The 11,991-nt window shown below is 60.5% G+C and carries 5 protein-coding genes; 1 reads left to right on the top strand and 4 read right to left on the bottom strand.

Annotation, left to right across the window (positions count from 1 at the left end; all coding sequences use genetic code 11):
• Positions 1 to 137: 137 nt before the first annotated feature.
• Positions 138 to 1,070: a sensor domain-containing diguanylate cyclase gene (locus SCD_RS12040; protein WP_009205438.1), complete on the top strand. Its 933-nt coding sequence runs from the start codon at positions 138 to 140 to the stop codon at positions 1,068 to 1,070.
• A 410-nt stretch (positions 1,071 to 1,480) separates the two neighbouring features.
• On the opposite strand, the gene SCD_RS12035 is transcribed toward SCD_RS12040, so the two are convergent.
• Genes SCD_RS12035 through glgX form a run of 4 tightly spaced genes read right to left on the bottom strand, consistent with a single transcriptional unit; the run spans position 1,481 to position 11,987 of the window.
• Positions 1,481 to 2,830 (bottom strand): YihY/virulence factor BrkB family protein, encoded by a 1,350-nt coding sequence (locus tag SCD_RS12035; protein WP_009205437.1) that lies wholly within the window; start codon positions 2,828 to 2,830, stop codon positions 1,481 to 1,483.
• Between the two features lie 57 nt (positions 2,831 to 2,887).
• On the bottom strand, positions 2,888 to 8,026 hold the full coding sequence (locus SCD_RS12030) for a malto-oligosyltrehalose synthase (RefSeq protein ID WP_009205436.1): 5,139 nt from the start codon (positions 8,024 to 8,026) through the stop codon (positions 2,888 to 2,890).
• Positions 8,023 to 9,858, bottom strand: a complete 1,836-nt coding sequence (gene treZ, locus SCD_RS12025; protein WP_009205435.1) for a malto-oligosyltrehalose trehalohydrolase — start codon at positions 9,856 to 9,858, stop codon at positions 8,023 to 8,025. The genes SCD_RS12030 and treZ overlap by 4 nt, the downstream gene beginning before the upstream one ends.
• A complete protein-coding gene (gene glgX / locus SCD_RS12020) occupies positions 9,855 to 11,987 on the bottom strand; it encodes a glycogen debranching protein GlgX (protein WP_009205434.1) in 2,133 nt (710 codons plus the stop codon). The genes treZ and glgX overlap by 4 nt, the downstream gene beginning before the upstream one ends.
• Positions 11,988 to 11,991 lie beyond the last annotated feature (4 nt).

The raw sequence follows: 11,991 nt of genomic DNA, 5'->3' as shown, positions 1-11,991 counted from the left end.
AAGTGCAAAAGCAGCCCCATCTACCCCAAGCAAAAAGGCAGGCCGCGCTGCCCGTATTATTGGGGGGTTATATAGTATGGATTTTATTAAATTATTCTATATCTTAAGGTAGAAATCAGCTAACCGAGCATCTTCTAATGACTAAACAGGTGGAAAATAACGAGAAAAAAATTGCCGATGAAAGCTATCGGAGTATATCGATTGTTCTCGATAGCCTCGATGCCTTGGTTTATGTGTCCGATATGGAGGCTTATGAGGTATTGCTTGCCAATGCATATGGAAGATCCATTTGGGGGGATATTCGAGGGCAGACCTGCTGGAAAGTGCTACAAACTGACCAGGATGGCCCGTGTTCTTTTTGTACCAACAATCGTCTGCTGGACGAGACCGGTGCGCCTGCCGGGGTTTATGTCTGGGAATTTCAAAATACCGTAAACAAACGCTGGTATCAGTGCCGTGATCTAGCCATTCGCTGGATTGACGGACGTTTGGTGCGCCTTGAAATTGCTACTGACATCACTGACCGAAAGGCTATAGAAGAAGAGTTGTTGGCCGCAAAAAAATATGCTGAGGAACTGTCTCAAAAAGACGAATTAACCGGACTAAATAATCGGCGCGTATTTTTTGAACGGGGTCACAACATTCTTGAACTGGCAAAAAGATCTGGTCACTCTGTTTCAGTCATAATGATGGATATAGATCATTTCAAAATGACCAATGACAAATATGGTCATGCAGTTGGAGACAAGGTATTGCAGGCAGTGGCCGAACCATTGAAAAGAATTGTTCGAGAAATAGATATTGTTGCTCGTATAGGTGGAGAAGAATTTGCGTTTGTTCTTCCAGAAACCTGTCTTGAAGACGCCACAATTATGGCAGAGCGTTTAAGAGCCGAAATTGAAAATCTTGTTGTAACAAATAATGAGCATCAAATTAAAATTACCGCCAGTTTTGGATTGGTTGCGTGCGAGGACGGCAATATAGGCATTGATGCGCTTTTAGCAAATGCTGATGAAGCACTTTATATCGCTAAAAGGAATGGGCGTAATCAGATTAAAAAATACCATTGATTTCGGCTGAACGTCCATTTCGTATCTGGGTAGTGTAAGAACGCCGAGACAGAATTATGGATGTCGGCACGCACTGAATTTTGACCAGACAGGGCCGTCTGACCGACTGTCATGGGCATCTGCGATGGGTAAGATCACTAAAAGCAGCCGAGCGAAACCATGCGATCGACTGCTTTTCGAAGGGCTCGCCACTGAATTACTTGATCGCTAACTGTGCCAAGAGGTTCTAAGTTACGAGCAATGACGGCCCAACCCCTTGGTCAACCGAACCGCCCGCAAGTTGCGTTTGCGGATTCCCACCGCGCTTCGCGCCCCAGCAGCAGGTCACCTCAAACGTTGACAGACCGCTTTATGCGATACAACAGACCTTAAAGTAAAAAGGCGCGGAGGTCCGTAAGATCAGGAGCAGTCTATTGATCCTTCGGCACGACCCGGTCTTGCCTTGCACATTCCGTTCCCTGCGCTGCCAATTCGCGAAGGGTCATTTCGCCGACCGAAGATTCGACCGCTTGCTGAACCCGACCGAGCAGATCGTCGACAGGCTGCGGTGCAGGCAGTCCCTCGGGCGACAGGAAGCGTTCCTCGCCGGCGGCGCGCACGGTCTCAATCACCTGTGTCACCGATATCAGAGAGGGGTCGCGCGCCGGCATGTAGACAGGAGGATCGTCACTGCTCTGCATGATGAGCTCGCGACTTTCCAGCGCATCGAGTATCACCTCCAGAGCGTGCATCGGCACGCCAAGCAGGCGTGTAAATTCCAGCAGCGATGGCATGCGCTCGCCGGCAATAAACCGGCCTGCAACCAGGCTCATTACCGACAACCCAACCCGCTCGCGCATCCGGTTGCTCAGTCGCGGTTCGCCGCCACCGGCGTACAGGTATTCGGGGTGCTGGACGTAGAACGCGACGCTCGCGCCGAACAACAAGATCAGCCAGTTCAGGTACAGCCAGATCATGAACAGGATCAGAATCGCCAGGCCCGAGTAAATTGCCGCGTACTGGTTCGATGACACTACGAAGGTAGCGAATGCCCATCCTGCGGTTTGCCAGGCGATTCCGCCGGCTATGCCGCCGAGTAGCGCGGGGACGAACCGGACTCGCGTGTTCGGAATGAAGATATAGACGAAGGTGAAGGCCGAGATCACCAGCAGGTAGGGTATAAGCCGGCTGACCGCCTGTATGGTCTGGCCCAGTACATCGATCGCGAGCAGTTCGCGAACCACCTCCACATTCATCACGGTAGCGGTGATTCCCAGTGCCGAAAACACCAGAATCGGACCGACCATGAGCACGCTGATATAGCGGCTGAACCTCTCTCCCAGTGGTCTGGGGCGCGGAATGTGCCAGATGTGGTTCAGCGACTCCTCGATTTTCTGCATCAGCGAGATCGAGGTATACACGAGGAGTGCCAAGCCGACTGCGCCTAGTACGCCAACATTCATTTTCTCGATGAACTGTACGATGCTGTGCGCGATTTCCTCGCCCTTTTCGCCGAGCGGAGAGAGAAAGTTCAGCAGCATCGGCAGGATCTGGTTGTAGACGCCGAACGCCTTCAGCACCGAGAAACTCAGCGCGAGCAGTGGCACGATGGAAAGCAGCGTCGTGTACACAAGGCCCATCGCACGAAGAGTGAGCTGGCCGCGCGCGAGATCATGCGACAAAACCAACACCGTGCGTACAACCCTTAATACGCGCGGCTTCAAAGGCGATTCCTGGACGCCCCAGACGACTTTGTCGATACGCTTCAGAAAATCCGACATATCAGATTATGGCGCGTCCGCACGAGTTCGCGCAGCCATGCTTCCATTGCCGGCCGATCATGCGATCTCCTCGGACGCCAGCAAAACCACCGGAAAGCAGGCCAGCAACTGACCCAGTGCAAGGTGGCTGGCTGCTGCATGGCGTTCGCCGGTGAGGACGTTGCGCCATTCCAGACCGGCTAGCTCGCCGGGCAGCTCCAGCATCGTGTCGCCCCAGGTTTCGACTCCCAAAGGCAGAGCGATGCGGTCGCCCAGCAGGCGGGCCGGCAGACGCGGCACCAGGACAATCAGGGATTGATTTCCGTGGCGCCGGGCAAAGGCGCAGGCATGGATGGCGAGTTTGCCGCGCACTGTCAGGGGCAGGTAGCTGCCATCGCGAAACACCTCTGGCCAGCGTGCTCGCAGGGCCAGGCTTTGCCACAGGGTATACAGCTTGATGCGGCCGTCCCCCATGTTCGCCAGCAGTGGCTGCAGGCGCTCCGGCCACTGTTCCGGCGGCGCGTCTGTCAGCGCCCGCGTTTCCGCGAGCAGTTCGCGGCGCTGCGCGAAGTCCACCGGGCGACGGTTATCCGGGTCGACCAGATTGAACTGCCACAACTCGCAACCCTGGTAGATGTCGGGCACACCCGGTGAGGCGATCTTGATCAGCGTCTGGGAAAGCGCGTTGATCAGGCCATGGTGGGAGATGGTCTGCACCATCGGCACGAAGTCGGCCAAGAACAGGTTTTTCTCGCCTGGCGCCAGCAGAGCCTGGACAAAGCCACTCACCGCGCCCTCGTAGTCGGCATTGACCTTGACCCAGCTGCTGTGTTCCTTGGCCTCGCGCAGCGCCTTGATCATGTAGGCGTCGATGCGCGTCCGGTATTCGGCCAGCCCCGCATCGTCGGGCGGGGTCAGCGGCCAAGTGCCGATCAGGGTCTGGTAGAGCAGATACTCGTCGTTGCGGGATGGCGCCTCGATGCCGTCGATCAGGCGTTTGCGGCCGCGGTTGAGGCGGCTCCAGCGCTTAAGTATCAGCTTCCACGCCGCCGGTATCTCGGAGAGTACGTTGAGTCGGGCGCGCACGTCCTCGGAGCGCTTGCTGTCGTGGGTGGAGGTAGCCAGCATGTTGTGCGGCCAGCGCATGGCGCGAGCACGCGTTGCGGCGTGGAAGGCCGCCACTGAAATGCCGAAGCGACGTGGCTCGCCGCCAACGTCGTTGAGCGATGTCAGGCGGTGGTAGCGGTAAAAGGCCGTGTCCTCGACGCCCTTGGCCATGACTGGAGAAGAGACCTGCTGGAACTTCATGGCGAAAGCCTGCAATGGCTCGCGGAACGAGGCGCTGCGGCCGCAGCCGATATCGGTGGTCAGTACGCTTTCGAGGAAATCGTAGATGCCAGTGTCGGCATCCGGGCTGCGCTTCTTGGCCACCGCCACCGCCCAGGCAATGTGGCGGCGGTCGTCGGCGGACAGTTCGCCGTGGGCGACGTAGCTGCGATAGATCGGGAAACAGGCCACCACTTCTACCAGCGCCTCGCGTAGCCCGTTGAGGGTGAAGTCGAAGGTGTCCCGGCTGGCGGCGGCAATGCGTGCCAGGCGGTTGGCGAGGGCGTTGAACTCGCTCGACAGGGCGGTGTGCATGATCAGCTTCTTGGCGTCGTAGGCCAGCTCTTCGAAGTCGCTGGTTATGCCGCTGAAGTCGCGGTAGATACGCGTCATGCGCCGTTCGGCGGAACTGTCGACGAACAGATTGTTGACCAAGTTGGCGAAGCGGTAGCCGGTTGCACCGTGGATCGGCCAGTCGTCCGGCAGGCGCTCGTGATCGGCGAGGATTTTCTCGATCACCAGGTACAGCGGCAGCGGCTCGCCCGGCGCAAGGGGCTTGCCGCCGACGACCTGCTGCAGGTGACGGAAGTACTCGCCCGGATCGTAAAGCCCATCGGGATGGTCGATGCGTAGCCCCTCGACTTTGCCCTGGGCGACGAGATCGAGAATGAAACGGTGAGTGGCGTCGAATACCGCCGGGTCTTCCATGCGTAGCGCGGCGAGGTCGTTGATGTCGAAGAAACGCCGGTAGTTGATCTCGTCGGAGGCGACACGCCAGTAGGCAGGGCGGTATCCCTGGACCAGGATCAGCTCGTGCAACAGGTCGAAGCTGGCTGGCTGGCTGGGGTTGCCATTGAATTCCGCGAGATTGTCGGCGATGTGATGAGCGATATCGGAACAAGCTTCGCTCAACGCGGCGAGGTGGCGCTTATGCACTTCCTTGTCGCGCTGGCGCTCGGCCATGCGTGCCGGGTCCGTGTCAGTGCGCCCCGGCAGGTGGCCAAAGGCGGTGAGCAGGGCTTCCAGCTCGCCGTAGCGCTCGTGGTTTTCCCCGATGGCGGCCTCCAGGCGCTCACGGCGATGGCCGATGATGCTTGAATAACTCGCCGGGTCCACCGGCAGACGGTGCTGGTAGTAGAAAACACTGAATTCGCCGCGCACTGCATCGAAGTTCAGGCGCAGTTCGCCGCGGTTGAGCACGGCGCCGTAGTGGTCGCCCAGCAAGGGCAGCAGCACTTTGCCCTTGAGCTCCGGATTGAGTGGATCCCAGTCGATGTCGAAGAATGCGCCCCAGGCCGAAGCCGGGCCGTTCTCCAGTACGTCCAGCCACCAGGCGTTATCTGAGCCCATGACACCCATATGATTCGGCACCACGTCAACGATCTGGCCCAGTCCTTTCTCCTTGAACGCGGCAACAAAATCCTCATATTCCTGCGGCGTGCCGATTTCCGGATTGAGGGCGGCGTGGTCAACGATGTCGTAGCCATGTCCGCTACCCGGTCTCGCCTTCAGATAGGGCGAGGCGTAGCAATGGCTTACTCCCAGTTCGGCGAGATAAGGCGCCAGGGCAGTTGCCTGCGCGAAGGTGAACTCGCGGTTGAACTGCAGCCGGTAAGTGGCGCGCGGTATCACCGCCACGCGCGTTGGCAACGGTTCTTCAGCGTGAGGCACTACCGCGCTGCCCCGCTCCCTGAGCAGCATCTCACCGATGGCGGCGAAGCGACTGTCGTCCCGCCAATCCTCCAGATCCAGGGGCAGGCGCCGCCGCCAGTTAGGATGCTGCTCATCGCGGCTCCCTGGCAAGTTGGTCTGCTCGATAATGCCAAGAATGTCTTCGGGCTGCACCACCAGTATCTGTGCCTGCGTCTTCGCCAGGTAAGCATGGATGGCGACCATCAAGGCCGGCGTCATCTCGGGAACAGTATTCGGATGGATGCTCGCCCCCGAGGGCAGTAGTCCCTCGCGCTCCAGTGCCACCAGGAAGCGTGCTCGATCCTGGGCACGCTCCACCACCAGTTTGTTGCGTTGTTCGTCCGAGGGGAAGAGATGCAGGGCGCTACGGGTGTCGAGGTCGCTGCCTTTCCAGAAACCGCTAAGCGTCGGCAGATCGTGGGTGCTCACCGACACCAGGGCCTGACGCATGTACTCGGCTGGCGGCTTGAATCCGCCGTCTTCTGTCCTCTCGAACAGGAAAGGCCGGTAGGACAGCACGCCGATCGTGGCGAGATGGGGTCGGAAGCCATCGGGAACGGTGCCCAGATCCTCGCCAATGACCATGCAGCGATTACGCTGACTTTCCAGCGCGATGATGCCGAGCAGATCATCCAGCGGATAGGCAACATAGGCACCCTGTGTTGGCGACATGCCGACAGGCACCCAGAACAGGCGTATGAATTGCATCACGTGGTCGATACGCAGCGCGCCGCAGTGGCGCATGTTGGCGCGCAGCACATCGATAAACGGCGCGTAGGCCGCCTCCCGCAAGCGATGCGGCACCAGGGGCGGCAAGCCCCAGTCCTGGCCAGCAAGATTGAAGTCGTCGGGCGGTGCGCCGACATAGGCGCCGATCGCGTAGGCATCCTGCCAGGCCCAGACTTCCGATCCGCCCGGATTTACACCCACTGCCAGATCCTGATAGAGGCCCACGCCCAAGCCGCGGCGACTCGATTGCCGGCCCACGGCAGCGAGTTGCTCGTCGGCGAGCCACTGCAGCCAGACAAAAAACTCGACGGCATCGGCATGTTCGGTCGCGAACGCCGCCACTGCCGGCGCTTGCGGATGGCGGTATTCCTCGGGCCATGCCGGCCAGCCCCAGACAGCGGGATTCTCGCGCCGAAAGTGCTCCTGCAAGGCTTCGAAACGCGCGTGGAATTCCAGCTCTTCGCCCATTTTTTCTCGAAACAGACGGAAAGTGCGCGCCCGGTCACTGTCGTTGGCGAGGTGCTGGTCGAGGAAGTAGCGGTAGACTATGCCGAGTACCTCGCGCTTGGCCGCCGCCACCTCCTCATAGGCGACCTGCTCGCTGGCGCGCAGCCGCCTCAATCGGCCCTGAAAGAGATCGGAGGCGACGAGGTTGCGCGCTGCATCGCACTCGATGAATTCCGGAACCGCCTCCACGTCTATGTAGAGGACGTTGACGAAACAGCGACTGGACGGGCTGTAAGGGCTGATTCGATCAGGGGCATCCGGGAACATGGCGTGCAGGGGGTTGACCCCGATTACGCCGCCCCCTGCTTCTGCCGACAGATCGACCAGGGCGCGCAGGTCGCTAAAATCTCCGATTCCCCAGTTGCGCCGCGAGCGCAGGCCATAGAGCTGTACCGTCGGGCCCCAGACGCGGCCTTCCCCTTGTATGGCTTCAGGCTGGTAACAGCTCGAAGGTGTGACGATGAGCGTCATCGCTGCTTGATCTTGTACTTCGCGTCCCGGTTGTTCGACTTCAAGACGGTAGTAGCCAGGCGTTACCAGCGGCGGCAGGCTCAGTTCACCGCGCAGGAAATTTGTGCGGCCCAGACGTTGCTCACCCAGTCGAGGCAATTCGGCTGGCAGAAACTCGCCTGTCGTCTGCACGCCGTCCTCCGCTGTCAGTATCCAGCGATGCGGGCGGCTCGCCCTGTTCGCAGACAGAGAGAGCGGCACCGCCGGCGCCGAGCCGGCCTGCAACACCATGACCGGAGGCAGAGGCCGTCCCCACTCCTGTTCCTCCATATTCCTCAACAGGACCGCAGGGTCCGCCTCGGCAGGGAAATGCATGGCGGCCAGCAGGGCGCGGAGCGTTTGCTCCGAGGTCGCATGGCGCGTGCCCCAGATGTCGATATACTCGGCGGCGATCCCGCAGTGCGCGGCGAGTTGCACCAGCGCATCCGGGGTGTTTGAGGTGGAACGTGTCATGAAGGGTCTCCAGATTGCAGATGCCAGGCCACCGACCAGGGTGGTAGTTGCCCGGCTTTGATCATGGTGTCGTCGAGGTTGGTTGTGGCGAAGATCAAGGAGCCGGTGGCGGGTGCCGCCTCGACCACGTCTTCGCCAAAATTGGCATCCAGCATCAGCAGACTGCCGTCACCGAGACGCCAGCGCAGGTTAAGCGCGCGCGCCGACAGCAGCGTTGTTTTCGGATCACCGTTGCCCATGCCGGCCAGACGCGGAGCTATCCACTGCCGGCGCAGCGAGAGCAAAGCCCGGTGGAGTTCGAGCACGGTGCGGTGAGGTGTGCGATCGAGGCCGCTCCAGTCAAGCACACAGAGCTCGAAGGTGGCCTCGGCATTCGGATCGGGAATGCGTTCGCGCGCGGCAGGGTCGGCGAATCGGGCGAAGCGCGAGAACTCGCGCCGCCGGCCTTCGGTTACGGCACGGGCCAGTTCAGGGCCGAAGTCGCAGAAGAACAGGAAGGGCTGAGCGGTGGCAAACTCCTCGCCCATGAACAGCAGCGGCGGTTGCGGTGCGAGCAGCAGCACCGCCGTGACGGCTTCCATCACTACAGGGGAAGCGAGCTGGCTCAGGCGTTCTCCGAAAGCGCGGTTGCCGATCTGGTCGTGGTTCTGCAGGAAATTGATGAACGCCACAGGTGGCAGGTGGCTGCTCGGTTCGCCGCGCAATTTGCCGTGCGCGAAGGCCGAAGCTTCGCCCTGATAGGCGAAACCCTCGGTGAGGCAGCGGCCCAGTAGCCGCATCGGTTCGGCAGCATAGTCGGCATAGTAGCCATCGCTTTCACCCGTGGCGAGGACATGAAATACATGATGGATGTCGTCGTTCCACTGCGCCGTGGCATGGCGTAATACACCGGTATCTTCGCGGCCCAGGTAGCGGGCCTGGTTGTGCTCGTTTTCCAGCACCATGTGGACGTGGCGCCCGCATCCTCGGACTGACCTGAAAGCTTCGGCGAGTTCCTCGATGATGTCCGGCGAACTGTCGTCGCAGATGGCGTGAATGGCATCCAGACGCAGACCGTCGAGATGAAATTCCTCCAGCCAGTAAAGGACGTTGTGGACGAAGAAGTCGCGTACCGCACGATTATTTTTGCCGTCAAAGTTGATCGCCGCGCCCCACGGCGTTTTATGGTGCGGATTAAAGAAGTCCGGGGCGTAGGCATGCAGATAGTTGCCCTCTGGACCGAAGTGGTTGTAGACCACGTCCAGCAGCACCATCAGACCGCGTTCGTGGGCGGCATCGACCAGACGCTTGAAGTCTTCCGGCCGGCCATAGGCAGCATCGGGTGCAAAAGGCAGCACGCCGTCGTAGCCCCAGTTGCGGCGGCCGGGAAAATCCGACACCGGCATGATCTCCAGCGCGGTCACTCCCAGCTCGGCGAGATAGTCGAGGCGCTCGATGACGCCGTCGAAGCTGCCCGCCGGCGTAAAGCTGCCGACGTGCAGTTCGTAGATTACCGCCTCCTCCCAGGGCCGGCCGCGCCAGCCGCCATCAGACCAGTCGAAGGCGGCCGGATCGACCACCTCGGAGGGGCCATGAATGTCCTCTGGGTTGTAGCGCGAGGCCGGATCGGGCACCAGCAATCCGTCAGGTAGCCTGAAACTGTAACGGCTGCCGGCATGCGCCGTGGGCACCGTCAGTTCGAACCATCCTGAGTCCGCGGCCGTCATGGGCAGTTCCTGCGTCTCGTCGAGTTGCAACACGACGGCCGCGACGCCGGGCGCCCAGAGGCGGAAGCGAACGCCGCCGGCGTCGAGCAGATGGGCGCCGAAAGGCATGCTGTGATGGCGCTTCATGATGAACTCCGCTGGATCAAGAGGGCGAGCGAGCGGCCTGCGAGGGGGTAAGTGTCTCCATCCTGGAATTGGCCGTCAGGTTCCAGGCCGCCGGCGAGGTGAGTGTCCAGGACGCTCTGCCACACGCCGCCTTCACATAGTACGGGCAGGCTGAAGGGTATGTTTTCGTGGTGGCTGTTGAAAAGCAGCAGGAAATTATCGTCGCGTATGGGTTGACCGCGCCGGTCCTGCTCCTGCATGCTTTCGCCGCCCAGAAAGACGCCGAGACAGCGCGCGAAATCGTGAGCCCACTCTTCGTCGTTCATCTCGCTGCCGTCGGGCTTGAACCAGTGAATGTCCTTGGTGCCAGAGCCGTGGATGGCGCGGCCCTGGAAGAAGTTGCGACGGTGGAATACCGGGTGTTCGCGTCGCAGAGCGATGACGCGTTGCACGAAGGCAAGGAATTCCTGGTCGTCCGTGGAAAGATTCCAGTTCACCCAGCTGATCTCGTTGTCCTGGCAGTAGGCATTGTTGTTGCCGTGCTGGGTGCGGCCCATCTCATCGCCGGCAACCAGCATCGGTACACCCTGGGAGAAGAACAGCGTCGCCAGCAGGTTGCGCTTCTGCTGCGCGCGCAGGGCGTTGATGTTGGCATCTTCGGTAGGACCTTCGGCGCCGCAGTTCCAGGTGTTGTTGTTGTCGGTGCCATCGCGGTTGTCCTCGCCGTTGGCCTCGTTGTGCTTGTCGTGGTAACTCACCACGTCGTGCAGGGTGAAACCGTCGTGGGCGGTGACGAAATTCACGCTGGCGTAGGGCTTGCGACCGCTGTGATCGTAGAAATCGCTGGAGCCGGTGAGACGTTGCGCAAAATCGCCGATCAGGCCGCCATCGCCCTTCCAGTAGGAGCGCATGTTGTCACGGTAGCGGTCGTTCCACTCGCCCCAGCCCGCCGGAAAGTTGCCCACCTGGTAGCCGCCCTCACCCAGATCCCAGGGTTCGGCGATGAGCTTGACCTGTGACAGTATCGGGTCCTGGAGCAGGATATCGAAGAAGGCGCCGAGGCGGTTGACTTCGTGCAGTTCGCGCGCCAGGGCCGAGGCCAGATCGAAGCGGAAGCCGTCGACGTGCATCTCCAGTACCCAGTAGCGCAGCGAGTCCATGATCAGCTGAAGTGCGCGCGGCTGCTGCAGGTTGAGGGTGTTGCCGCAGCCCGTGTAATCCATGCAGTAGCGCGGATCGTCGCCGACCAGTCGGTAGTAGTAGGCGTTGTCGACGCCCCTGAAGGAGAGCGTCGGTCCGAGGTGGTTGCCCTCGGCCGTGTGATTGTAGACCACGTCAAGGATGACCTCTATCCCGTTCGAGTGCAGGGTCTTGACCATAGTCTTGAACTCACTCACCACGCCGCTGGAACTGTAACGATGATCGGGGGCAAAGAAACCGATGGTGTTGTAGCCCCAGTGGTTGGAAAGCCCCCGCTCGAGAAGATGGCGGTCGTCGAGAAAGGCGTGCACTGGCATCAGCTCCACCGAGGTAATCCCCAGGCGCTTGAGATGGTTGATGACCGGCGCCGTCGCCAAGCCGGCATAGGTGCCGCGCAGGGGCGGAGGAATGTCGGGGTGGTTCTTGGTTAAGCCGCGCACGTGCAGTTCGTACACCACCATGTCGGACCAGGGGATGTTCGGAGACTTGTCCTCGCCCCAGGTGAAGGCTGGATCGATAACGCGGCACTTGGGCATGTCGGCGGCGTTGTCGCGGCGGTCGAAGGACAGGTCCTCGCGGCGGTGCCCGATCTTGTAGCCGAAGTGCGCATCGCTCCAGCGCAACTGGCCGAAGAGGTCCTTGGCGTAAGGCTCGATCAGCAGTTTGTTGGGGTTGAAGCGGTGACCGTTCGCCGGGTCGTAGGGGCCGTGAATGCGGTAGCCGTAGAGCATTCCTGGGCGCGCCTCCGGCAGGTAGCAATGCCAGATCAGGTCGGTCCGCTCGCGCAGCTCGATACGCTGAATCTCGCGCCGTCCGGTGGGGTTGAACAAACACAGTTCGACGCGTGTCGCGTTCTCGGAAAAGATGGCGAAGTTGACCCCCTCGCCATCCCAGGTGGCGCCGCGTGGGAAAGGGGCGCCGGGCCAGATGGCGCTGATGGGTAGACTCATAACA

Origin of the sequence: Sulfuricella denitrificans skB26, from assembly GCF_000297055.2 — a bacterium.
In the GTDB taxonomy this organism is placed as follows: domain Bacteria; phylum Pseudomonadota; class Gammaproteobacteria; order Burkholderiales; family Sulfuricellaceae; genus Sulfuricella; species Sulfuricella denitrificans.
Note: the sequence above shows the minus strand (reverse complement) of the source record. Positions and strands in the feature narration are given on the sequence as shown.

Bases quoted from the DNA above. Each gene is read 5' to 3' on its own strand.
- SCD_RS12040 (WP_009205438.1), top strand. From the start codon at position 138: ATGACTAAACAGGTGGAAAATAACGAGAAAAAAATTGCCGATGAAAGC.
- SCD_RS12035 (WP_009205437.1), bottom strand. From the start codon at position 2,830: ATGTCGGATTTTCTGAAGCGTATCGACAAAGTCGTCTGGGGCGTCCAG.
- SCD_RS12030 (WP_009205436.1), bottom strand. From the start codon at position 8,026: ATGACACGTTCCACCTCAAACACCCCGGATGCGCTGGTGCAACTCGCC.
- treZ (WP_009205435.1), bottom strand. From the start codon at position 9,858: ATGAAGCGCCATCACAGCATGCCTTTCGGCGCCCATCTGCTCGACGCC.
- glgX (WP_009205434.1), bottom strand. From the start codon at position 11,987: ATGAGTCTACCCATCAGCGCCATCTGGCCCGGCGCCCCTTTCCCACGC.